General features: G+C 39.1%; 26 protein-coding genes and 1 riboswitch. Of the genes, 23 read left to right on the forward strand and 3 right to left on the reverse strand.

Annotation, left to right across the window (positions count from 1 at the left end; translation table 11 throughout):
* Positions 1 to 30: 30 nt before the first annotated feature.
* A complete protein-coding gene (locus tag BM156_RS10375) occupies positions 31 to 1017 on the reverse strand; it encodes a dihydroorotate dehydrogenase-like protein (RefSeq protein WP_093919804.1) in 987 nt (328 codons plus the stop codon).
* Between the two features lie 59 nt (positions 1018 to 1076).
* Entirely contained in the window at positions 1077 to 1748 is a 672-nt protein-coding gene (locus BM156_RS10380; RefSeq protein ID WP_093919805.1) for a YggS family pyridoxal phosphate-dependent enzyme, read from the reverse strand.
* A 141-nt stretch (positions 1749 to 1889) separates the two neighbouring features.
* On the opposite strand from BM156_RS10380, the gene BM156_RS10385 reads away from it, so the two are divergent.
* The 13 genes from BM156_RS10385 to BM156_RS10445 all read left to right on the forward strand — a co-directional run bounded on the left by BM156_RS10385 (position 1890) and on the right by BM156_RS10445 (position 12155).
* Positions 1890 to 2864: an aminodeoxychorismate synthase component I gene (locus tag BM156_RS10385; RefSeq protein WP_093919806.1), complete on the forward strand. Its 975-nt coding sequence runs from the start codon at positions 1890 to 1892 to the stop codon at positions 2862 to 2864.
* Positions 2848 to 3462: an aminotransferase class IV family protein gene (locus BM156_RS10390; protein ID WP_093919807.1), complete on the forward strand. Its 615-nt coding sequence runs from the start codon at positions 2848 to 2850 to the stop codon at positions 3460 to 3462. The genes BM156_RS10385 and BM156_RS10390 overlap by 17 nt, the downstream gene beginning before the upstream one ends.
* Positions 3463 to 3639: 177 nt before the next feature.
* Complete coding sequence (locus BM156_RS10395; RefSeq protein WP_093919917.1) at positions 3640 to 3993, forward strand: hypothetical protein; 354 nt, start codon at positions 3640 to 3642, stop codon at positions 3991 to 3993.
* Between the two features lie 202 nt (positions 3994 to 4195).
* Positions 4196 to 5071 (forward strand): YicC/YloC family endoribonuclease, encoded by an 876-nt coding sequence (locus tag BM156_RS10400; RefSeq protein ID WP_093919808.1) that lies wholly within the window; start codon positions 4196 to 4198, stop codon positions 5069 to 5071.
* A gap of 131 nt (positions 5072 to 5202) precedes the next feature.
* On the forward strand, positions 5203 to 5772 hold the full coding sequence (gene gmk / locus BM156_RS10405; protein ID WP_093919809.1) for a guanylate kinase: 570 nt from the start codon (positions 5203 to 5205) through the stop codon (positions 5770 to 5772).
* Between the two features lie 78 nt (positions 5773 to 5850).
* Positions 5851 to 6423 (forward strand): nicotinate (nicotinamide) nucleotide adenylyltransferase, encoded by a 573-nt coding sequence (gene nadD / locus BM156_RS10410; RefSeq protein WP_093919810.1) that lies wholly within the window; start codon positions 5851 to 5853, stop codon positions 6421 to 6423.
* Between the two features lie 120 nt (positions 6424 to 6543).
* A riboswitch (molybdenum cofactor riboswitch) is annotated at positions 6544 to 6685 on the forward strand.
* Between the two features lie 60 nt (positions 6686 to 6745).
* Positions 6746 to 7282 (forward strand): hypothetical protein, encoded by a 537-nt coding sequence (locus BM156_RS10415; protein ID WP_093919811.1) that lies wholly within the window; start codon positions 6746 to 6748, stop codon positions 7280 to 7282.
* Positions 7264 to 8454 carry a molybdopterin molybdotransferase MoeA gene (locus tag BM156_RS10420; protein WP_093919812.1) on the forward strand — a complete coding sequence of 397 codons (1191 nt, stop codon included), beginning with the start codon at positions 7264 to 7266 and terminating at the stop codon, positions 8452 to 8454. Before BM156_RS10415 ends, BM156_RS10420 begins: the two co-directional genes overlap by 19 nt.
* Positions 8438 to 9235: a GTP 3',8-cyclase MoaA gene (locus tag BM156_RS10425; RefSeq protein WP_093919813.1), complete on the forward strand. Its 798-nt coding sequence runs from the start codon at positions 8438 to 8440 to the stop codon at positions 9233 to 9235. Before BM156_RS10420 ends, BM156_RS10425 begins: the two co-directional genes overlap by 17 nt.
* Before the next feature lie 17 nt (positions 9236 to 9252).
* Positions 9253 to 9708, forward strand: a complete 456-nt coding sequence (moaC, locus tag BM156_RS10430; RefSeq protein WP_093919814.1) for a cyclic pyranopterin monophosphate synthase MoaC — start codon at positions 9253 to 9255, stop codon at positions 9706 to 9708.
* A gap of 21 nt (positions 9709 to 9729) precedes the next feature.
* Positions 9730 to 10674 (forward strand): MOSC domain-containing protein, encoded by a 945-nt coding sequence (locus BM156_RS10435; RefSeq protein ID WP_093919815.1) that lies wholly within the window; start codon positions 9730 to 9732, stop codon positions 10672 to 10674.
* Positions 10675 to 10830: 156 nt separating this feature from the next.
* Complete coding sequence (gene kdsA / locus BM156_RS10440) at positions 10831 to 11637, forward strand: 3-deoxy-8-phosphooctulonate synthase (protein ID WP_093919816.1); 807 nt, start codon at positions 10831 to 10833, stop codon at positions 11635 to 11637.
* A gap of 107 nt (positions 11638 to 11744) precedes the next feature.
* Positions 11745 to 12155 carry a Dabb family protein gene (locus BM156_RS10445; protein ID WP_093919817.1) on the forward strand — a complete coding sequence of 137 codons (411 nt, stop codon included), beginning with the start codon at positions 11745 to 11747 and terminating at the stop codon, positions 12153 to 12155.
* Here BM156_RS10445 and BM156_RS10450 read toward each other — a convergent pair.
* On the reverse strand, positions 12152 to 13438 hold the full coding sequence (locus tag BM156_RS10450; RefSeq protein ID WP_093919818.1) for a nucleoside recognition domain-containing protein: 1287 nt from the start codon (positions 13436 to 13438) through the stop codon (positions 12152 to 12154). The two genes, BM156_RS10445 and BM156_RS10450, sit on opposite strands and share 4 nt — an antisense overlap.
* Before the next feature lie 1065 nt (positions 13439 to 14503).
* Between BM156_RS10450 and BM156_RS10460 the strand changes: the two genes are divergently transcribed.
* From BM156_RS10460 to BM156_RS10510, 10 genes are all read left to right on the forward strand, one after another.
* Positions 14504 to 15190, forward strand: coding sequence for a hypothetical protein (locus tag BM156_RS10460; RefSeq protein WP_093919820.1), 687 nt, complete (start codon positions 14504 to 14506; stop codon positions 15188 to 15190).
* A 490-nt stretch (positions 15191 to 15680) separates the two neighbouring features.
* Entirely contained in the window at positions 15681 to 16010 is a 330-nt protein-coding gene (locus BM156_RS10470; RefSeq protein WP_244525732.1) for a tyrosine-type recombinase/integrase, read from the forward strand.
* Positions 16011 to 16150: 140 nt separating this feature from the next.
* Complete coding sequence (locus BM156_RS10475) at positions 16151 to 16909, forward strand: HEPN domain-containing protein (RefSeq protein WP_170846931.1); 759 nt, start codon at positions 16151 to 16153, stop codon at positions 16907 to 16909.
* Positions 16893 to 17606, forward strand: a complete 714-nt coding sequence (locus BM156_RS10480) for a hypothetical protein (protein ID WP_093919824.1) — start codon at positions 16893 to 16895, stop codon at positions 17604 to 17606. Before BM156_RS10475 ends, BM156_RS10480 begins: the two co-directional genes overlap by 17 nt.
* 177 nt (positions 17607 to 17783) lie before the next feature.
* Positions 17784 to 18731 carry a nucleoside 2-deoxyribosyltransferase gene (locus BM156_RS10485; protein WP_093919825.1) on the forward strand — a complete coding sequence of 316 codons (948 nt, stop codon included), beginning with the start codon at positions 17784 to 17786 and terminating at the stop codon, positions 18729 to 18731.
* 153 nt (positions 18732 to 18884) lie between these two features.
* Positions 18885 to 19952, forward strand: coding sequence for a M48 family metalloprotease (locus BM156_RS10490; RefSeq protein WP_139218259.1), 1068 nt, complete (start codon positions 18885 to 18887; stop codon positions 19950 to 19952).
* Positions 19945 to 20529, forward strand: coding sequence for a hypothetical protein (locus tag BM156_RS10495; protein ID WP_093919827.1), 585 nt, complete (start codon positions 19945 to 19947; stop codon positions 20527 to 20529). The genes BM156_RS10490 and BM156_RS10495 overlap by 8 nt, the downstream gene beginning before the upstream one ends.
* Before the next feature lie 750 nt (positions 20530 to 21279).
* Positions 21280 to 22476 carry a DUF262 domain-containing protein gene (locus BM156_RS10500; RefSeq protein WP_093919828.1) on the forward strand — a complete coding sequence of 399 codons (1197 nt, stop codon included), beginning with the start codon at positions 21280 to 21282 and terminating at the stop codon, positions 22474 to 22476.
* Position 22477: 1 nt separating this feature from the next.
* A complete protein-coding gene (locus BM156_RS10505; protein ID WP_093919829.1) occupies positions 22478 to 23527 on the forward strand; it encodes an MAE_28990/MAE_18760 family HEPN-like nuclease in 1050 nt (349 codons plus the stop codon).
* A 93-nt stretch (positions 23528 to 23620) separates the two neighbouring features.
* The gene (locus BM156_RS10510) at positions 23621 to 24499 is read left to right on the forward strand and encodes a hypothetical protein (protein WP_093919830.1); all 879 of its coding nucleotides are present in this window, start codon (positions 23621 to 23623) and stop codon (positions 24497 to 24499) included.
* The last annotated feature ends 3 nt before the right edge of the window (positions 24500 to 24502 follow it).

Genomic DNA, 24502 nt, shown 5'->3' on the forward strand with positions numbered 1-24502 from the left:
AAAGCCTGCACTATTTTTTTGAGCTTACGCTTAGTTTCTGCTTGAGAAGTATTTCATAAACTGAGAACGCTCGTAAAGAAGGGGATCTTCAATCTTAGCATAAGACAAACGCCCTCTGAACGCTTCAATATTTTCAAAGTTCCACTTATCCATAAAGGCTTCCAGATCTTTCAAAATACCATCAATCACCTGTGCTCCCTCAATATAAACGATTGAGCATAACTGAGTCACTTGTGCCCCGGCCAATAACTGTTTAGCCACCGCTGCTCCATCATGAATCCCGGTAGAAGCTGCAATCTCCAACTTTGGAAGTGCTGCACTTACCAAGCCCACCCAACGTAAAGTCCGGCGAATATCAGCTGGCGAACTAAACACCTCTGATGCCGAGAGCTCCAATTTATCCAGGTTGATATCGGGCTCATAAAAACGGTTGAACATGGTAACAGCAGCTGCTCCATTTGCCATAAGCTTTTCCGTCATCGATACCAAGTTTGAAAAATGATAACCAATTTTCACTGCCACAGGAATATTTACTTCTTTTTTTACTGCTTTCAACACATCAACATACAATTGCTCTACTTCGGCCCCTGTTTGCAAACGGTCAGTTGGCACTACAAAAAGGTTCAGTTCCAAAGCATCAGCTCCAGCCTTTTCGAAATCGCTGGCGAAACTCACCCACTCCTTAGCCGAAATACAATTGATGCTGGCAATAACTGGAATAGCAACCGCCTTTTTCGCTTCTTTAACCAACTCCAAATGAGCTGTTATCGAGTTATTCCGCGTATAGTTCCAAATATAGTCTTCTGCTTCCGGATAAAGGTTCTGAGGATCTTTGTTTATTAAATGGCTCACCTCGCTGTTTATTTGCTCTTCGAAAATGGATTTAAGCACAACAGCACCAGCTCCTGCCTCTTCCAAATCTTTAATTTTCTCAACGGTATTCGTCAGCCCCGAGCTGGCTACCACGATTGGGTTTTTCAATTTCAAACCCATGTATGTTGTCTCCAAATTTGCCATTTCTTCTCTTTTTTTAGTGCTTCTAATATATTAAAAAAACACGTCTCAATTTATGTTCTTTAATGGTATTCGCGTTCCCCAAAAATACGGCTTCCAACTCGAATCATCGTACTTCCCTCGTCCACAGCCAATTGATAATCGCCCGACATTCCCATTGAAATCTCCTTAAATGAATCCTTTCCTGCAAAATAAGTATCTTTCAACTGCTCGAAGATCGATTTCAGCTTGCCAAACTCCTTTCTAACCTGGCTTTCATCATCGGTATAGGTTGCCATGCCCATCACGCCAACCAAGTCAATATGCTCCAGTTCTTTCAGCTCTGGCATCTCCAACAAAGCCTTAGCTTCTTCTAAATCAAGTCCGAATTTTGTTTCTTCTTCGGCGATATGAAATTGAAGTAAGCAAGGAATAACCCGATCATTCTTCCGTCCTTCTTTATTAATCATTTTCAACAGTTTCCAGCTATCAACACCGTGAATTAAGCTGACAAACGGCGCAATATACTTTACTTTATTACTTTGCAAATGACCAATAAAATGCCACTCAATATCTTTCGGAAGCTCTTCATATTTCCGGCTCAGCTCCTGGACCTTATTTTCGCCAAATATACGATGTCCAGCTTCGTAAGCTTCCTGAATAGCACTGTTGGGTTTGGTTTTCGAAACCGCAACAAGATTAACCCCTTCGGGGATTTCACTCTTTAGTAGATTAATATTTTCTGCAATTCCCATAGTTCCAAAATTGTAGCACAAAGCTACAAAAGCAAGGGCAATGGCCTAAGCAAAATCAAATATTTTTCATTTTCGATACCATTCAAAGCAATGAGCAATTAGCTCTGCCTTTGCAAAGCATTTTCTTATCTTTGCGCCCGCATGAATAAGCTTCGGAAACATACCATTTTAAAGATGAATGACTTGGGAAAAACGAAAACCCCATTCGTCTTTTTAATTGATTTTGACTTTGAGCACCCAAAAATTTGGGGTATTGAAGAAAGTCGCCAACACCTTTTATGGCAAACTCCTTCACAACAAAACTACGAAGAGACTTCCTCGACAGTTGATTCTTTTGACTGGAAGGTGCAGCCCGTATATTATGGTCGCTATCAAAAAGCCTTTAACTTGGCACAAAGCCATTTACACGGGGGCGACAGCTATTTGCTTAACCTGACGATGCCCAGTCGTGTTGAGACCAATCTATCGCTTACCGAGATCTTTCATGCCAGCCAGGCGCCATACAAGATCATGCTCAAAAATCAATTTGTCTGCTTTTCTCCAGAAATCTTTGTGCGGATAGAAGATCAAAAGATTTCCTCTTTTCCTATGAAAGGCACCATTGATGCCAATATTGAAAATGCTGCTTTCATTCTGAAAAACAATGTCAAAGAGTTGGCCGAACACAATACCATTGTTGACCTCATTCGCAATGATTTAAGTATTGTTGCCGATCAGGTCCAGGTGAAAAGATACCGTTACCTCGATCACATCAAATCGAACCGCAATGAGCTGCTACAAATGAGTTCGCAAATCACCGGCGTTTTACCTGAAAATTACCACGAACACCTGGGGGATATAATTAATAAACTTTTGCCTGCAGGATCCATCAGTGGGGCTCCAAAGAAAAAAACAGTGGAAATAATTAAAGAAGCGGAAAAGTATGACCGGGGCTACTATACCGGGATTTTTGGTTTTTTCGATGGGGAGAATTTCGATAGCTGTGTATTAATTCGCTACCTTGAACAACAAGGCGATGAACTGATTTTTAAAAGTGGAGGTGGCATTACCTTCCAAAGCGACTGCGAACAAGAATACGAAGAACTCGTCAAGAAGATTTATGTCCCAATTGCTTGAAACCATAAAAGTTGAAAACGGCAGACTGCTCAATATGAGTTTCCACAACTGGCGCTTTAATCAGGCCCGGAAAGAGCTTTTCAATTTACCTGAGATTGACCTGGAGCAAGTAATTTCAATTCCCGATGATCTGGCAAACATCACTTACCGCTGTCGCGTTCTTTACGATCAGACAATTCAAAAAGTTGAATTTATTCCCTACCAAACACGTTCAATCCATTCGTTACAAATTGTTTACGACAATACCATTAATTACGCCTACAAATATGCCGATCGTACTCATTTAAATGAGTTGTTCAAAAAGCGAGGAAACGCTGATGAGATTATCATTGTTAAAAAGGGCTTAATCACTGATTGCACCATTGGCAACCTGGTTTTTTATGATGGAGAAAAATGGCTCACTCCGGAACAACCGCTATTGGCAGGCACCCAACGCCAGAAATTACTCTCTGAAGGGCAAATTAGACAGGCTAAAATCACCGAAAAAGACCTTATTAATTATCAAAAAGTAGGTATTATCAATGCATTTTATCTGCTTGACAACATGCCATCGCTGCCGATAAATAAAATCAATAACCTCACAAAACCAACACCTTAAGCCGCTTTCCGCTCTTACCCTTAGCTTCAGGCAAGATCAGCTTCAAAAAAAAGTTCAAGGATGCTATCTAACCTGTTTTTTTATTCACTCATTTTTGTATTTTTCGACAAGTTTAAGAACTAAAATTTAAGCTAATAACGAGCCTTCTTAAGGCGAAAACTGATGGAGGATAAAACAATGAATATCAGCAAACCGAGAGTAATAAAAGATTTCGAGAAGCTGGACAATAGTATTCAGGAGCAGATCAAGCTGGTGCATCCTGAAGGGTTCAGCCAACATTTGATCACTTTTACGAATAAGGATGGCATGTTGGTTAGTGCTCTTCCTTTTGAAACTGATGAAAAATATTATTTAGTAAGAATGACCACCCAGCAAGCAGAAGACATCATTAGTGATGATGACGACTACGATGATGAAGGTGTTCTGAAAGATGAGTCGAGAAGTGAATTTGAAGATAAGTATGCCGAGCTCGACTACATTGCTGAAAATATAGAGGACAGCGACAGCGATGATGAGGACGAAGACGATTAAGCAAATAAACTCTCAAAAAATAGCATAAGCTCAAGGATTGTCATTTGGCAATCCTTTTTTTTGCTAACAATGTACCATATAAGCAGGTACACCTATTGAAACGAGCATCAACAAGCTACATGTCTACCTCCAAAAACATCTGGAGATATTGCTCCGAACTCCTTTTAAAATACTAACTTTGCGCACAACTAAAAATTACCGCATGATAAAATCAATGACTGGCTACGGCAAAGCCGAATTTGAAACCGGAAACAAAAAAATAACTGTCGAACTCAAATCACTCAATAGTAAACAACTGGACATTAATTCTCGCATTCCTGCCCTCTACCGCGAAAAAGACATTGTGATTCGCAAAGAGCTCAATGAAAAATTGGTTCGGGGTAAAATGGACTTTTCATTATACATTGAAAACCTGGGAATGGAAAGTAACTCGGTCATTAATGAAAACATTGTTTCGGCTTATTTCGAGCAGTTAAGCGGCATTCAAAAAAAGCTAGGACTTCCTGTAACCGATGAAATCATGCAGTCCATCATGCGTTTACCGGATTCGGTGAAAACGGTTTACGAAGAACTGGATGAAAAAGAATGGGAAGTTATTCATGCCAATATTCATGAAGTAATTGCTGCTGTTAATCAGTTTCGCGCTCAGGAAGGTGTTGCTTTAGAAAAAGACATTTGTTCAAACATTAACGAAATACTTAAATTATTAAAACAAGTAGAGCCTTTCGAAAAACAACGGATTGAGAATGTAAAAAATCGGATTATGGATGGGCTCAATGAGCTCAACTTAAACGGAAACATGGATAAAAACCGTTTCGAGCAAGAGATGATCTACTACATGGAGAAACTAGACATCAACGAAGAAAAAGTTCGCTTACTTAACCATTGCAACTATTTTCTGGAAACGATGGAAAGCAATGAAGTGGTGGGCAAAAAGCTCGGGTTCATTGCTCAGGAAATTGGACGGGAAATCAATACGCTTGGAAGCAAAGCCAATGAAAGCAATATCCAGCGCATTGTTGTTCAAATGAAAGATTCGTTGGAGCGCATCAAAGAACAAATGTTGAACGTATTGTAACTTTATATTGTTATTATTTTGGCCCAATCCAGTAAATCATTCGGTCTGGATTAAATCGTGAGACTTTTGAAAGCATCAACTACATCTGCTTTCTAAACAAAGATGAAAGTTACATTGTAATAAACCTTAGTATGAAAAAAGGTAAACTTATTATATTCTCAGCTCCCTCAGGAGCCGGCAAGACCACGGTTGTAAAACATTTATTGCAACAAGACTTTGGTCTTGAATTCTCAATTTCGGCAACCAGTCGTGCGCCAAGGCATACCGAAACCAATGGGAAAGACTATTATTTTCTAAGCCCGGATGAGTTTCAAAGCAAAGTCTCTAAAGGTGAATTTCTTGAATGGGAAGAAGTGTATGCCGGAACCTGTTACGGAACCTTAAAAGAAGAAGTTGAGCGCATCAGAGAACAAGGAAAGCATGTCGTCTTTGATGTTGATGTGGTCGGTGGAGTCAACATCAAAAAACACTATGGCGATGAAGCGCTTGCCGTTTTTATTCAGCCACCTTCTATCGAAGAGTTAAGAAACAGACTGGTTGGACGTTCAACCGATAGCCAGGAAGTCATTGAAAAACGGGTGGAAAAAGCGGCTTATGAGTTAACCTTCGCTCCCAAGTTTGATGTTGTGCTCATTAGCGAAGAGCTACCAGTAACATTGGCCAATGCGGAAAAACTGGTAACTTCATTCATTAACAAATAGCTATTTTCGTAAACGTGCATGTAAAAGGGGAAATGCTTACAAACATGCAACATCTTGTAAATAAACAATTTTAATCGCATGAAAGTCGGACTGTATTTCGGAACATACAATCCCATACACATCGGGCATATGGCAATTGCCAATTATCTGGTCACACATTCAGACATTGACCAACTTTGGTTTGTCATTAGCCCGCAAAGTCCGTTTAAAACCAAAAAGAAACTGCTGGATAACTATCAGCGACAGGAAATGGTAGAACGGGCCATTGAAAATGATGATCGCTTTCGATCCTCTTCCATCGAGTTTAATCTGCCTATCCCCTCTTACACCATCGACACGCTAACCTACCTCCATGAACGTCATCCCAAGCATGATTTCTATTTAATTATGGGAGCCGACAACCTGCTTCACATTGAAAAATGGAAAAACTATGAGCTCATTCTGGAGAATTACAATTTATTGGTTTATCCCAGACCGGGCATTGACGAGAGCCAGTTAAAAAAACATCCTCACATTCATTTCATTCAGGCTCCGGTAATGGAAATTTCAAGCTCCTTTATTCGGAAAGCGATTGCTGAAGGAAAAGACATCCGTCATTTTCTCCCCACTAAAACCTGGGAATACATTGACGAAATGAGTTTCTATAAATAAGCTCTACTTATCGAAACTATTTTATTATTCCCTTGTTTATAACAAAGCTGTTCCAAAACACGCTTTGGAATGAATCTAAATTAAGCTCAGCCGCTTAAACAAATGCAGATATTTATATATTTGCACATAACACTCCGAGTTTTTAGAGCTACGTGTTCTGCATAGGCGATAAAAACCGATGGGTTGAAATGGAAACGTTTCAGCCTCCCGATTCCGGTAGTGGCCGGATGAATTTGGAAAGGAGAATGCAATAGGCTTTGAATTAAATTAGAATAGATTGCTCAAATTCCCCTTTCCATTAAATTGGTTGGGGGAATTTTTTATGGCACAGGAATGGTTAAATATGTTATTGGTGGCGGGTTCAACCCGTAATGTTGGAAAAACAAGCTTCATCTGCCAACTGTTGCAACGAGTGAGAAACCACGCCCCCATTGCAATTAAAATCTCCCCTCACTTTCATGCCCCAACTCAGGGACTTAAAGTATTATCCGAAAATGAGCACTACCAGTTATTTGAAGAAACGAACCAAAACTCAACGAAAGATAGCTCCCGCTATTTGCAGAGTGGAGCCTTACGCTCATTCTACATTCAGGTAACCGATGAGTTTTTGCCCGATGCCTTCATGGCTTTGCTTCCATTTCTAACTAACACAAATCCAATTCTCATTGAGTCGGCAGCTTTGCACAAACATGTTGCAGCAGGCCTTTTTGTATTTATCTACAACCAGGAAGCAACGAGTAAGCCGGCCACTCATGCCAATAAGCAAATTGCTGATTTCATCATTCAATCCGATGGAAAATCATTTAGTATAAAACCAGAACAATTCAACTTCAATAAAACATGGACCATCAACCAATAATCAGCCTGCAACAAGCACTTGACATAGCTCAACAAAAAGCCCTAAAGCTCCCAACCGAGTTTATCTATTTTAAGGACGCTGTTGGTCGTATGCTTGCACAAGCCGTCTATTCAGATATCAGCATGCCGCCATTCGACAAATCGGCCATGGATGGATACGCCTGTAAACGTAGTGACTTGGGGAAAGCACTAACAATTCTCGAAGTGATTCCTGCAGGCCAAGCCCCCAGCTATGCCATTCAAGAAGGGCAATGCTCTAAAATTATGACGGGAGCGCAAGTTCCAGCAGGGGCCGACACGGTGTTTATGATTGAACAAAGCGAGTTAATGGACACCAACCAAGTACGCTTTACGGGAACCAAAACATCAAGCAACATCTGCCTAAGCGGAGAAGATGTCCAAACCGGAGACTTGGTTCTGGGAAAGGGTACTCTTTTGAAAGCTCAGCATATTGCCTTGCTCGCGGCAGTCGGATGCACCTCTCCAAAGGTCTACGCCCTCCCAAAAATCGGAATCATCTCTACCGGCTCCGAGCTGGTTGAACCCGAAGTTATTCCTCAGGGCTCGCAAATTCGCAATTCGAACGGACATCAATTGGTTGCTCAGGCCCAGCAAACCAGGAGCCTTGTAAACTACTATGGAGTTGTCCGCGATGAAAAGGAGGCAACCTTCCAGCTAATTCAAAAAGCAACAGAAGAGAATGATATTACCCTTATTTCAGGAGGTGTTTCGGTGGGTGATTTTGATTTTGTCCCAGCCATTATCCAACAACTTGGCTTTGAAATCCATTTCAATAAGCTAACGGTAAAACCAGGCAAGCACACAACTTTCGCCTCCAAATCAGATCGCTACATTATTGGTCTTCCCGGAAACCCGGTCTCTTCATTCATTCAGTTTGAAGTGTTTGTAAAGCCATTCATTTTTCATTTAATGAACTATCAGCTACCGGATTTAAGTTTTCCGCTATCGCTTGCTCAACCTTTTAAACGTCGTAAAGCAGACCGGGAGGAATTTATCCCCGTCCGCATCAATGCTCAAAAGGAAGTTGAAACGATCAGTTACCACGGATCAGCCCATATTCACGCTTACCACCAAGCCATGGGGTTTATGCATATTCCGCAGGGAACAGATCAACTAAATCAGGGAGAAATAGTCTATGTACGACCGCTTTAACCGAAAGATCAACTACCTGCGTATTTCGGTGACTGACCGTTGTAACCTGCGCTGTACCTACTGCATGCCCGCCGAAGGCATTCAACTCATGAAGCATGAGGAGATTTTGTCTTTTGAAGAAATCGCTGACTTTACCCGCTTAGCGGTATCGCAAGGCATCAACAAAGTTCGGCTGACTGGCGGTGAACCCTTGGTTCGAAAAAGAATTGTCGATTTAGTGGCCATGCTTGCACAAATTGAAGGCGTGCAAGAACTCGCCATGACCACCAATGGACAGCTGCTGGATAAATTTGCAGCAGATCTGAAAAAGGCAGGTCTCAACCGGGTGAATATCAGCCTGGATACCATAAATCCCGAACGTTATTGCCAAATTACACGTAACGGAACAATGGATAAAGTTTTAAAAGGCATTGAAGCTGCCCAACAAGCAGGACTAACACCAGTAAAGATCAATGCCGTTTTGATGGGTGAGCCCACGCAGGAGATTCAGCAACTAAAAGCATTCTGCAAAGCCCATGACCTCAGTTTGCGCTTTATTCATCAGATGAACCTGCAAACAGGCGAATTTTCGAAAGTAGAGGGAGGAGAAGGCGGAAATTGCAAGCGATGTAACCGTCTTCGGCTATTGGCCAACGGAGATATCAAACCGTGCTTATTTAGCGATTTGGCCTACAACATACGGTCTTTGGGGGCTGAGAAAGCCCTCAACCTGGCTATTGGCAACAAACCCCGATCTGGCACTTTCAACCAATCGGGCGAATTTTACAACATTGGAGGATAATAAAACACACCGATACGATGAGCACAAAACTCACACATACCGACGAAGCCGGACGCGCAAACATGGTTGATGTTGGACACAAAGAGAAACAGATTCGCACTGCGACTGCTGAAGGTTTCATCAAGCTTCAACAACACACCGTTGATTTGATCCGCGACAACCACATCAAAAAAGGAGATGTATTAACCATTGCTGAAATAGCCGGCATTCAGGCTGCCAAACGCACCAGTGAGCTTATTCCACTCTGCCATCAGCTGCAACTGACAAAGGTTGATGTTAGCTGCTCCATTCAGGACAATGGAGTGCTGGCAACTTGCACCAGTCGCTGTATTGGGCAAACCGGCGTTGAAATGGAAGCGCTAACCGGAGTCCAGATTGCCCTGCTCACGATCTATGATATGTGCAAAGCCGTGGACAAAACAATGGTGATCGAGCAGGTAAAACTACTGGAGAAGCAGAAACTAGATTTGTAGCAAACTCAAAACTTTATTCCCATGATACAAGCACCACAAAACATCCGAGTTCTTTCGGTTAACTTATCCGAAAAAAAAGGAACTATAAAGCTTCCAGTTGATAAAATCCAGCTAACCAACATTGGAGTGGTTGGAGATGCACACTCGGGAAATTGGCACCGACAGGTAAGCTTGCTGGCCAACGAGAGCATTGAAAAGTTTGAACAGGAAGCGGGTCGTGCGATTAAGTATGGTGAATTTGCTGAAAATATAACCACCCAAGGGCTTCTGCTGCATAAAACAAGGCCGCTGGATCGCTTCGTTGGGAAAGAGCTGGAGTTAGAAGTAACTCAGATTGGGAAAAAGTGCCATGGCGACAATTGCTCCATCTTCAGAGAAGTTGGGAATTGTGTGATGCCTAAAGAAGGAATTTTTGCGCGAGTCATCCGGCATGGCATGCTAAAAGCAGGTGACGAATTGCATTACACTCCCCGACTAATCCGAGTTAAAATCATCACCCTGAGCGACCGCGCCAGCCGTGGCGAATACCAAGATAAAAGTGGCCCTCAAATTAAACACCTCACTCAAACCCATTTCAACACGATCGGACGTCCTTCACAATTCGAACAGGTATTGCTTCCGGATGATGCCGAGCAACTCAACTATCATCTCGAAACGGGCATTCAAAATAAAGCCGATATTATTTTTACCACGGGTGGTACGGGCATTGGCGCACGCGATCTTACTCCGGAAGTTGTGAGGCCATTTCTCGACAAGGAAATCCCGGGAATTATGGAACTTATTCGTATGAAATACGGACAGGAAAAACCGGCAGCCCTGCTAAGCCGTGGAATTGCCGGAGTTAAAAACAATACCTTAGTTTATACCCTTCCGGGAAGTGTTAAAGCTGTTACCGAATATTGCCGCGAGATCCTCCCCACACTGGAACATTCGCTTTACATGCTTCACGGAATTGATAATCATTAGTCAATTATATCGACGAGTAATCAACCATTGATTATCTGAAACTAGAAGCAACGGAATTTACTCTGCAACAACCTGCATACGAGAAACGAAGCAGGTCAGCAAACAGAAAAGGGCAAAACTTTGCTGGCAATTTGTATATTCGCTAAAAAATTAGACATGATACCCAAATTAAAACATAGCAACAAAAACTTCTTATTGCTGGCCGGACCTTGTGTAATTGAGGGAGAAGCCATGGCTTTTGACATTGCCGAAAAAATCGTGGCCATTTGTGATCGATTGGAGATTCCCTTTGTTTTCAAAGGATCATACCGAAAAGCCAATCGCTCGCGTATCGATTCATTCACGGGAATTGGCGATGAGAAAGCCCTTGAAATTTTGAAAGCTGTTGGTGAAAAGTATAACATTCCTACAGTCACTGACATCCATTCGGCAAGCGAAGCCGAACTCGCTGCCCGTTACGTAGATGTGCTTCAAATTCCGGCTTTCCTTTGTCGGCAAACCGACTTATTGGTGGCTGCGGCCGAAACCGGCAAGGTGGTGAACATCAAAAAAGGTCAGTTTTTATCGGCTGAATCCATGCAGTTTGCTGTAGGCAAAGTACGCGATGCCGGCAACAATAATGTGATGCTTACCGAACGTGGAACAACCTTTGGTTATCAAGACCTTGTGGTTGACTATCGGGGCATTCCGGTCATGAAAGAAAATCAATGCCCGGTCATTATGGACATTACCCATTCGCTGCAACAGCCCAACCAAACCAGCGGCGTTACCGGAGGAAAGCCCGAACTGATTGAAACCATTGCAAAAGCAGCGATGGCTGTTGGTGCTGATGGAATCTTCATTGAGACACATCCGAATCCTGCGGTTGCCAAATCGGATGGCGCCAATATGTTGAAACTTGACCTGCTGGAAAATTTGCTGACCAAGCTGGTTAAACTAAAGCAAGTTGTTGATCAGCTGTAACCATACTCGGAACGAATTAACTTGAAAAGGAAACAGCTGAGTCCAACGTACGCCTATCGGAGGCGCTTGTTCTCAGCTGTTTTCTTCACCTAAAACCATAACAGATTATGAAAAACCGTCGTTCATTCTTGAAAAAAACACTGGCAGGAGCTAGTCTGCTGGCGGCACCACAATTCGCCCGTTCGGCTTCAGCAAAGGGAATGCAGATTGCTCTAAAAGGGAGTTTCATGCACCAGGTTTATTTCTGGCTCAAACACCCCGAAAAGCCAGCCGATTGCAAACGCTTTGAAGAAGGGCTGCAACTGCTAGTCACCATCCCTGAAATTAAGTTGTACCACTGGGGAAAAGCCGTTCCCTCCAATCGCGATGTTGTTGATGATTCGTTCAGTTATTCTTACCTGGCCGTTTTCGACAGCCCAACGGATCAGGAAACCTATCAAACCCATCCCACTCACCTGAAGTTTATTGAGGAGTATGGCGATTTATGGGAAAAAGTGGTTGTTTACGACGCCCTTTAATGGAAGAACAGGTAAGCAATCAGAATGGCAGCAATGATCCCGGTAAGGTCAGCAATTAAGCCACACACCACCGTATAGCGGGTTCTTGAGATACCAACTGCTCCAAAGTAAACAGCCAGGGTATAGAACGTTGTTTCGGTCGATCCTTGAAAAACCGACGATAACAAGCCTGCAAAAGAATCGGGTCCAAAGCTCGGGTTATTGTAGATTTCGAGCATGGCGCCCCGTGCTCCGCTCCCACTCAGTGGTTTCATTAAAGCTACCGGTAAAGCATCTACAAAATCGGTATTTAACCCAACCAGCGAAACCAGGCCTTTGACACCGCTTACCACCAGGTCCATCGCTCCTGATGCCCGAAATACGCCAATCCCAACTAACATGGCTACCAAGTAAGGAATGATTTTAATGGCGACATTGAACCCATCTTTCGCCCCGGTAATAAAGGAATTGTAAACATCAATTTTCTTTCGAAATGCCAAAAAGATAAAGGCAATAATAATCAGAAAGATGATCAGGTTACCGCCAAAAGAAGAGACCTCCGTAATCTCATCCTGTGTCATGCCGGAGAACCACCATAACAGCCCGGCTATCAGCGCCGTTGCCGTTCCGAGGTAGGCGAGCACCGTTTTATTAAAAAGATTGATTCGTTGGTAGATCGATACGGAAATCAAGCCCGCAAGGGTTGAAAAAAAGGTGGCTAATAGAATCGGCAGAAAAATAACAGAAACCATTTGCGACTCCGCAGCTACCCGATAAGCTAAAATGCTCACCGGAATTACCGTCAAGCCTGAGGTGTTCAACACCAAAAACATAATCTGCGCATTCGATGCTTTGTCCTTCTCCACATTCAGCTCTTGCAAATCCTCCATGGCTTTCAGCCCCAGCGGTGTTGCAGCGTTATCCAATCCCAGCATGTTGGCCGAAAGGTTCATCATCATCGTTCCAATCGACTTATGATTTTTAGGCAGCTCCGGAAAAAGCTTATTGAAAAAAGGACCGAAAATACGGGCTATAACATTAACCGCACCACCATCTTCCCCAACTTTCATAATGCCCAACCACAATACCATCACCCCTATTAAAGCGATAATCAGATCGACACTGGCAGTTGCCATCGAAAAGGAAGCATCAACCATGTCCTTAAAAACGTGCAGGTCAGCTTCGGTGAAAATAATGCCAATTGCATCGGCAAAGAAATCACGAAACAAATAACCAAACACCCGAATAAGAGCAACAACAAAGGCAACCAGAAAGAATCCGATCCATATGTAATTTAATACCATACCAATAAGCTAATTCAAAGCCCGAGAGCCGGGCATTCGATCAAAAAAATAAAACCGAATCTACAAAAAAAGCTTGAGAAATCGGGTATGCCCTTACTAATTGCTCTCTATTCTGGTTATTCAGTTCCTGAGTACCCAAGTTCATAAACTACATGCGTTCGTGTATTTCCTCCCATAGCAATCAAGAGAACTCTTGCTAACAATCCTTTTGAACGTCATCACAAACGAAGAGAGACAATCTGTTCATTCCGTCTCTTTACCTCTCTGCTCTTTGCCCTTTGCTCTCTGCTCTCAGCTCAGGCCAGTTAGCTTGCAAAAAAGCCTGCAAATACCGTCTTTTCTCCTCCTTGCCGAGGAGGAGTGGCACCGATTAATCGGTGTCGAGGTGGTTTGCTTTCCTGTCAAACGAATAGAAAGATCACTTAACTATTAACTCTTCCGGTTCCGATGATCGGAACCACCTTCCCTTGTTTTCTGGTTCAAAACCCTCGTAGGCCGTTCCTTTTTCCAATAATTCGAATTTGAATTCGTGCCTTCATTGAGTTGAGCGTCTTCCTGAACTTGATTCGAAACTCTCCCCAAGCCCGCTTTGCTGGCTTTGCCCCTCTCTTTTTGAAAAGAGGGGAAGAGTCGGTGAAATCCGACAGGATTGAACGAGACTCTGGGGTGAGTTTGATCGAAAAAAAACGGTTCTCCGATCACACTTGTCTTCCTGAACTTGTTTCAGGATCTACCTACGGTTTTATCAAACGCTTTCCGATCTCCGGTCTCCGTTTATCTCTCTGCTCTTGGCCCTTTGCCCTTTGCCCTTTGCCCTTTGCTCTCCGCCCTAATCGCCTGATTTTGTGCAAATCGACTATACCACTCCTCTTATTAAGAAATACTCTATATTATGTAATTTGAGAAATAGATTTTGGAAATATGCCAAGATGTGTTGTAACTTGAAACATAAGATTGTGAGAAGTAAACCGCCGGCTGGTCATCAACCATTCCCGATTTTGCAGCCCGGAGAGGAAGAGGAGGCCGACGGAACTTCTGCAAGATATCACATAATTTAATCTTACGATGAGTTATTTTGAAGATTTTCAACTTTGGAAAGAGCAAATCGAGGACCTCGCTCCCCATGAGGTTAAACCACCCAACCAGCCCGTAGACGAATTTGTGGCAAGCACCGAAGCCCTGGCTATTGAAGCGAACAAAGATCGCGATGTTTTAACCACTGCGGGGATGGATCCTTCGCTTATTGCTAACTTGGTTACTCTTAGTGGAGCTTTGCGCTACTGCGAGGCCCAATGGAAAAGCGAATACCTCAACCGGATCGAAGCTCAACAAAAATGGCAGGAAAAATCTCCTATGGCCTACGAATTTAAAAAAGACTTATTGCACCATTTTTCGTTTGCTTACCGCAAGGATACTAACATTCATAAAAAGGTGATGCGCATTCGCGAAGGAACCAGTCACGCCGATATGGTACAGGATTTAATTGAACTGGCCGTTTTAGGTGAAAAATATCCCGAACCATTAACCGCCATCAACTTCGATCTGGACCAATTACAAGCAGCACGAAGGCTGTCGCACTCCATGTCTGAACTGCTGGCGGCAGCCAATGGCTCGCTGGATGAAAGCAACGGCACAAAACAACTGCGCGATAAGGCATTTACCCTATTGTATAAGACCGATAGCGCTGTTCGCGAATATGGTCGTTATGTCTTTTGGAAAGATGAAGATAAAAGAAAGCGGTATTATCGCTAGACTTAATGATTAAATATGGTGAACGATGCACATGGGAGTAGACATAGCTATTGAAATAAGCTGTTGACACAGTTTGTTGAACACGCCCCTCCCTCTTTTTCTGAAATCCCTGATTTTACTAGCCCCGAGGCAACTTTTACGTGCCCCTTGGGGCTTATTTTTATTTCAATTGGCTCCATTTTGACTCCAATTAGCCATTTTTTTGACGCAATTGCCCCTAAGGACCGGCCCATTTGCACTTTTTTTTACTCCATTGGCAAAAGATGTGCTCCCCTTGGCCATTTTTCGGCTTCAATCGGGGAAATTACCAGTCCAACAGGCTATAGTTTGCATTCAATTGGTCGGAGTAAGCGTCCCCTTGGCTAATTCTGGGGTTCAACCAGGAATATCATACCAATACAGACCGGCAGCAAGGAGTAAAAGCAACTTAATAAAGCATTTGTTATCTAACAAATGTTTCCTATTTTTAGATAAATAAAAACCGAAACCCTTGAATAAGCGCCCGCAAATAATGCTAAAGCTTACAATACATCGGCAACAAGAAGTAATCGAAATTGAATTTTCGGATGAGCGTGATTTTCTGGCCAAACTAAAGCCAGAAATGCCTACCCGTTGGAGCGCAGGCTTAAAAAGAATTACACCACATATGCTGCAGCATTCATTTGCGACTCAATTGCCCGAACAAGGGATCAACATAAGAGTAATTCAAAATTTTCTAAGGCATGAAAATATTCAAACAACAGAGATTTATACTCCTGTTTCGAATTTAGAGATTCAAAAAGCTATTAACCCGATAGATGAAATTATAAGTAAAATATGAATTGTTGCATTTACAATACTATTTTATTGGAAATGACACATTTTGTCACACATATGAAAAGAATAAAGTGCATAAATGTGTTATTCCAGATACGTTAGCGGTAAATTTAAAAGAGCCAAAATCATATAACTAAAATAATAGTGACTGAAGATTACAAAATATTATATGACATTTCAAAAGAAGATTTTGAGACTTCTAAATTGCTTCTCGAAAACAATTTTTATCCTCAATCACTTTTTTACTTTCAACAATCCATTGAAAAATTAATAAAATACTTAGGCTTAAAAGATGGAATTATTTCCACCAAAGACCTGAGTAGGAAAATAAGTCATAACTCAAGTCTTATCTTTAAAAAAGCATTGACTAAATATAAGAGCCTTAACAATTCAATTGTTGACTTTGATATAAATAAAGAGTTTCAAGAATTAGATGAAATCATAAAGAAAACTCCTGATGATAAAGTACTAGAAGTAATTCTTAAAAACATTTTTGATGTTTTGAAAAACAAACCAGAATTACCATTTGATATTGAAAAAATTAAAAACTTTGAAGATTTATATCAAGTTCTTAAAAAAATAAGTCCAGATATGCCGCAACTTGAAGAATTAAGACGCATTGACAACAATAAACTATTTAAACCGATAGCAGAAAAAATGCTGCAAGATTTTAAAGCTAGTTTTGATGAATACATTCAAGGAATAATTATTTTGTTTTACATAAATACAATCTCACAAAGACTTGTTTCCACTGTTCGGTATCCAGAACTTGACCAAATGATAAATCCAAGTGAAATATTTAACAAAGAACATTCTCTTGTCAAAGAATTACCAACATTACACATGGCTTTGGAATATTCATTAGAAACAATTAAAACAAAAGAAAATGAAAAGACCATTTGAGTTTGTAATGGACACTTTCTTTGAAGGTCTAGATAATCTTAAAGAAAATCAAAGACTTAATTTCAATAATTCTGAGAAATTTATGATTTGGGTCGTGGGTTTTTCCATTGGCGGGCTTTCAATTATTGTTACCAACTTGGCAAAATTTAGTAATTCATTTGACCATTGCACAATAAAGACAATTCTAATTTTGCTATCCATTTCAATAATCTCAGGAATATTATATCGTTGGTTTTTCTATATTTATCAAACGCTCTATCAAAACATTGAATTTTACCTTCAGGGTGCTTTTTCCAGGCAGCAAATTATGGAAGTAAACCCAGATGACATTTCAAATGAAAATGATATTAAGGAAGTTATTAGGCGTTTAAAAATTGACTACGATGACGATGTTTCGCATGTATTGGATGAATATGCAAAACTGACCGAGGAAGGAAAACTTATAGTTCTTAATGATTTAAAAGCTCGCTATGAAATTATTGCGCAAGGCGCAAAACGAGAATTTGAATTTGCAATGAACTACGCAAAAGACACTTTTAAAGAAGCATTTGGTTTATCTGACAAGGCAGCAGATAAAATGTTTCAACCTACTTCATCGAAGAAGTTTAGAATTTTTGGATTCTTAACCTCTATTTCTTTTCTATTAAGTTGTTTATCATTCATCACTGTTGTGATAATCTTATGTATAAAATATTGAAAAATCTACCGCTAACAAACTGTAAATTGCATTGCGGGGTTCGTGGTGTGTCGTACGCTGGATTCTCGCAACATCGTTCCGTCCTAGCGGACAGGAACGAGCTCCGAAATCCGCAACGACAACTTACAGGTGACCGTTAGGCGTCATTTTACGCTCGCATTGAAAGTTATAAAATGAATGAATCACAACAATATGAAATGTCCGATAACCGAACTAGATGCAGAAAGAGTTGATGGCAACTCTTATAGATTAGAATTAAATGATGATTACCTGTTCGTCAGGCTTGGATTTACATTTAATATGCTTTCAAATCAAGAAAAGTTCAAAAAAAATCGATACTTACTTGCTGGTGCAATATTAAATAAACAACTCGCGGATGAAAGTGAGAATGATATTTATTGGTTTACATTAACATCAGACAGTTTCGATGAAAAACTAAGTAGAATTGAATATCCAAAAACTCCAAAAGCAAAACTTGATAACCTTTTAAAAACGCTTTTTGAATTTCAAAACGTTGAGGGTGAGCTTATACAAATAAATGGAGTAGTTTCAAAACCAGAGTTTTATTATAAGCATTTCTTTAGGTCTGCATCTGAATGTTTTTATTATTTCAAAGAACTTAAATATCAAGAATTAATCGATTGTGTCTTCAACGATGCGACTAATGAGCCATTTAAATTCCGCATTACATTTAAAGGTTTAAATTATTACTTGGAATTAACAGAACGGGGTGATTTATCAAATAGATGCTTTGTAGCCATGTCCTTTGATAAAAACATGAAAGAGACAAGAGACGCAATAAAATTAGCAATTGAGAAAAATGATTTTGAGCCCATAATAATTGACGAACAAATAATTGAAAGTTCTCAAACAATCAATGATGCAATTATTGCTGCCATAAAAAGTTGTAAATTTTGCATTGCTGACTTTACACAACAAAAAGACGGTGTGTATTTTGAAAGTGGGTTTGCGGTTGGATTAGGAAAACCGGTTATTTATTCATGCCGCAATGATTGGTTTAAACGATCACATTTTGACACGAATCATTTTCCACATGTTATCTATGAATCAACAACAGAACTAACTGCACTTTTAGATAAAAAAATAAAAGCATGGATTAAATAAAAAAAAACGAACGCCTAACAAATTGCAAATTGCATTGCGGGGTTCGTGGTGTGTCGTTCGCTGGATTCTCGTTTCGCAGTTCCGTCCTATCGGACAGGAACGCTCTTCAAAATCCGCAACGACAACTTGCAAGTGACCGTTAGCTACAATTTTATGAAAGCTGCATATAAATATATCGAATCCATCCAGGATGATTTTTACCAAAAAGAAGATGGTTTGCCTTTGTGGTTCAACATAAGAGATTCACTTCAAAATCCTGCATATAAAGATTTATTCTTAAAAGAGAGCGGAATGTCTTTAGATGATTTAAATTCGTTGTTCAATGCACTAAACCGACCTTTACCAACAAAATTTGAAAACCCATATGAGTATCCAATTATCAATGATTTATATACAAACTTAACTGATAGTATTAAACTCGTTAATAAAAATAATGGAAAACCAAACCTATTCAATGTTGAGCAATTTCCAGTAATTGGCACTTTACCAATTAAAACTATAAATGCATTTATCTGCAAAGTTCCAAATTCGGATGAGTTTGCAATTCTATTAAATCATGGCATAATAAAATTTAGTTTGATATTATCACGCTTATTTGATTTACTCATTACTGAAAATAAGCATGGTTGGATAGATTTTAATGCAATCAGCAAGAATATTATTCTGCGAAATTATCACCTTAAAAAGAAGTCATTTTTACTAACCCTTGATGAATTTAGAAAATACTTTGTTACCTATGAATATGGTGATGAATTTATGAATGGAGAATATGTTTTGCATAAAACAAGCCAAGCCAAACAATATGCTGATAGTTATATCAAGTTCATTTTGGCTCATGAACTTGGTCATTTTTTCAAACAACATTTAGCTGAATTCGAACTCAAAATTCCATCAACACTTGAAGACTATAAAGAACAAATTAGCAAACACTATCGAATGGAAAGTGAAGCTGATGTTGTCGGCGCTATATTATTGGTGGAAAATCTAAATATCAATCGATTACCGATTCATTTTGCAATTATTGGAATTACAATATTTTATTGCAGTATTGATATTCTTTATGGGTCTGTTTTTTCAACAACCCATCCCAGAACAAGAATGCGATATGAAACAGTAGAAAAAACTTTGCGCAATCACTATCCAAGACATAAAATGTCAATTGAAATTGGATTTGAAATAGGAAATACTTTATATGATATAATAAAAGAAAACTATGAATAGGATTAATCTAGAAATTGCAAAACAATATGCAAATGAAAATGAACTCACTAAAATTATGGGGTTTATATTATTTACTGACAATAATCCATACGTCAAGAAAGTTCTTAGAGATGATGATTTCTGGCAAGCATTAGATGAGATATCAGGAAATGAATGGGCCATTTTTTCAATAAAGCCTAAGCAAGGAAAAATTGAGATTCCTACAAGTAAAGGAAATTTTCTTCAAATGATGGTTCCAGTTTGGAAAGAGCCAAAAGAGAATTTGAAGTTAATGCAGGAATTTGACTTAAAAGACACCTCTAAATTGCCAATGCTACTTATTGTAAGTCAGAATGAAGAAGGAGAAATACTGAAATGTGAATTCCCAATTGAAAATTCGAATTTAGATTCAGTATATAATAGTTTGAAAGAAGGTATCGAAATAGTTAAATCAACAATTGACGAAATACTACCTCAATTCAAGAAAAATGATGAAGTTTTTATTAATGTACAAAGGTCAATTGAATACAAGCTTATATGGAAGAAAATTCATAAAGGACTAAAATTTTATTCATGGATAAATGGTTTAATCCCATAAAAAACTGTAGCTAATCGAGTAGACGGCCGGTGAGCTAATAGCCCACCGGAGCGCCTCTCACACCACCGTACGTACGGGTCTCGTATACGGCGGTTCGTTGAGCATCAATACCATGCTCTTTTCACCATGATAGCTATGTCCGAGTTTAAGATATGGCTAGACGAGTAAACTCAAGCTTCCATATCGAATTTAGGACAGCCCAACGTTTAGCCCTTCCCTAACTTGTGAGACCTCTGCAACTAATGCAGCTCGTTACTGCTAGGTACTATGGCTTCTGCTGACTTCCTGACGGAGCTTGCACTCATCAGGATCTCCCCAGGTAAGAGCATCTTCCTTCACCCAATCGCTGCCTGATCTACTACTTCGGTGCTCATTCCTTACGGAACATTTTGGACGTCACAATGATGTGCTTGCTTATCCGGTTTATCAAGCCTCGTATCCAGTTTCTGTTCGTCAGTACCGGGTTTTGCCGGTTGAATTTATTTGCTCATTAATCAATCACAAATAACCTTCACTGCTTACCTTACGGTAAACCAGCTTCCTCTTGCTAATGCTTCCAATCGTTACCTTGGCGCATAAGGGACTTCCCGTCCGACCGGAGTCAGCCGGGCGGGACACCCTCTGGAATAATCTCATGCTACACTTTTACTTTTAACAATAAAAATTTGTATTTTAAACATTTTTTCAGAGCTTACAGTAAACCGTTGTGTTGCATTAAAAAGCCCCCTAAATACATCAAAATAAATAACTATGAATTTAATAAAAGGAGAAAAGCTTGATTTAACTGGTTACGAAACTGAAACATTAGTAAATGCAACAAAGGACCAGATTAATGAAAAATATATAAAAGGAGAAGTTCGTATTATAACCGAGCAAGCTAGATATCCTCTGACTGCAATTGTCGGGATGGTAGAAAGTGAGGATTATGCACTTAATCCTGAATTTCAAAGAAGACATAGATGGAATAATATCCAAAAGTCAAAGCTAATAGAATCATTTATTATGAATGTCCCTATTCCTCCAATATTTCTTTATGAGGATAAGTTTTCACATTATGAAGTAATGGATGGCTTACAAAGAATGACGGCGATTTATGAATTCTATAAAGACAAGTTTGAATTAGAAGGCCTTGATGAATGGAAAGAACTAAATGGCAAACGCTACTCAGAATTACCTGTACAAGTCAAAAAAGGAGTTGACAGACGCTATTTATCTTCAATTATCTTACTACAAGAAACAGCAAAAACAGAGTTAGAGGCAAATAGATTAAAGCAATTGGTTTTTGAAAGAATTAATAGCGGTGGAGTTAAACTTGAACCACAAGAAACTAGGAATGCAATTTTCAATGGGGATTTAAACCAATTATGTCTAAAGCTATCACGTAATACAAATTTATGCAAGCTATGGGACATTCCTCTTCCTGATTCAGAAGAGGTAGAATATGGAATTTTTAGCGATGAATTAAGAAGTACTCCTGCATTTGCAAAAATGGAAGATGTTGAGCTCGTATTACGCTTTTTCGCAAACAGACAAAGAGCTGAGTTATTTAAAGGAACTCGCTTTCGTGACTATCTTGACTTTTATTTAAAGCATGGAAATGAATATAGTACTGAAACTCTTCAGTCTCTGGAATCTCTATTTCTTGACACATTAAGTTTTATTTATGAGCTTTTTGGAGAGAAAGCATTTTGGTTATACCGCAGGAGAAATGGGAGTTGGAATTGGTATTCAAGGCCTACAACTGCAGTTTTTGATATTCTTACTCAAGTAGCAAGTGAATATTTACCTCATAAAGAAAAGATTTTAGAGCAAGCTCTAACAATAGATTCACAAATGGAAGAATTCTATAAAAACAACTATGATTCATTTGAAGGACGAAATACAAATGCTTCTGTTATTGTTGTAAGAGAGCAACTTTTTAATGATTTATTTAAAAGTTGGTTGTAGTATGGATAATGTAAAATCACAATTTATTTCTGAATTAAATTCACTTGAAAAATTAGTTGATTTTTATAATAGTGAATTTAATCTTCTTCGCATTAATGCAGAAGGGTGTGATTCATTAACAGAGTTTAAAACAGATTTCCATGAGTTTTATTCTCAAAAGAAAATATTTAATTATAACTCACTAATAATCTCATTGTATGGTTATTTTGAAAAATTCATAGAAAATATATTAGTTGAGTATATTGATAAGATTAATATTATTTTTAATCGATATAGTAGCCTTCCTGAGCCTATAGTGAAGAACCATCTAAGACTATCGCTTGAGCTAATTGAAAAAACACAAAATTCGAGATATTCTGGTTCATTAAATAAAGAAGGAATAATTAAGAATCTACACGAGTGTATAAACGTAAATGAAAATTACCAATTAAATAAAGAAGCATTTTCACAACATTCTGCTAATTTTCGACTACAGGTTGTAGATGAGATATTTAGTCGAGTTGGTATAGAATCAATTTCAAATAGAATCAGGAAAGTACCAGAGTTTGTCAACTATATAAAAGATAAATATGAAGTTGCTGAAATACAAGAACTAGGTAACGATGAAATAAACACGATTCTCAATGATTTGGCAGAGCGAAGAAATGAAGTCGCACATGGTGTACCCTCACAAATTCTGAGTAATGATATCATTATTGATTACATTGAATATTTTGATCATCTATCAAATGCTTTAATAGAAGTTGTAAATAAAAGTATCTATACGTTAGATGTTGAGCAAAATTGTGTTTTAATCAATGATATACGCAATACATATAGAAATGGTGAAGTTATATGTCTGGATTCAAACAATTTGAGATTCTCAAATGGAGATGTGATTTACGGAGTTAATAGTGACACAATATGTAAATCTAAAATATTGAATATTCAGCGAGTGGATGTTGATATTGAAACAACAGATGAAACAGAGAATTATGAAGTAGGCCTATTAATTGACAAACCATTCAAGAAGAATTACAAGGTATATATTAATAACGCAACACAACAATAGCTCATAAAGCATAGGCTTGCCGCAGGCGCAACACAAGCCTACAGCTTCATAGCCTAGCCGTTAGCAACCATATTGACCCGAGATTAAACTGAAATGAGTATAAAAACGAATAATATAAAACAGATTGGATTAGTAATCCTTATAATAACAACACTGTGTTTTGCAACAAATAACTCCCTGGCTACAAACACTTCAGCAGACTCTGTTTCAACGATAAAAGATTTAGTATCATATTGGGATATACTGTTATATCTTGCTTGTATGTTAATCATTGTTCCCTTTGTTTATATTGGATATTTGAAAATTCATATAGTTCCTGAAGAACAGCTGCCATATCATTTTGGAGGGGAGTTCACGGCTAAAGACATTCTAAATCATGTTGAAGGATTGGAAAAAATATTAGGCAAGAAATTTTCGAAGTTTAAAAGATTAATAGAACTACTTGATAATGATACAGGCGGAGATTTAAGAACGCATTCTGAAATAATTAATAGTGCCCTTTTATGCATAAAATTTGATGGTCGTAGAAGGTTGGTTGTATTTTGGGAATCATCAGATGTGATGCTAAAAGTTATAGTCCTATTGTTACCGTTGATTGTTGCAACAATTGTGTTCATTTCAAACATCTACTATGGTTTAAGTGGAGTTATAATGAGTTTAGTACCAATGGTATTTATAGTACCTCTTATCCTTACACTATTTTCCAATTTCTTACGGATTTCTCAAAACATCTTTAAAAAAAAAGGGAATCAAATTCCTGCTTTAAGTCTTGCATTCCTTGCAGTGGAGGCATTAATAAATACTCATGTTGCAAGGTCTTTTGACAATGAAACCAGGGACCACTATTATTATACCATGATTCATAAATACAACAATGAAGTAAATGCAAAATTCGGTTTCAGTGAAGTTCATGTGCGGACTAGCAGCGAAATATATGGTAGTATGAAGGAGTTGACAATTGGAGAAAAATAAAAT

The sequence above is a fragment of the Sunxiuqinia elliptica genome, assembly GCF_900113005.1.
In the GTDB taxonomy this organism is placed as follows: domain Bacteria; phylum Bacteroidota; class Bacteroidia; order Bacteroidales; family Prolixibacteraceae; genus Sunxiuqinia; species Sunxiuqinia elliptica.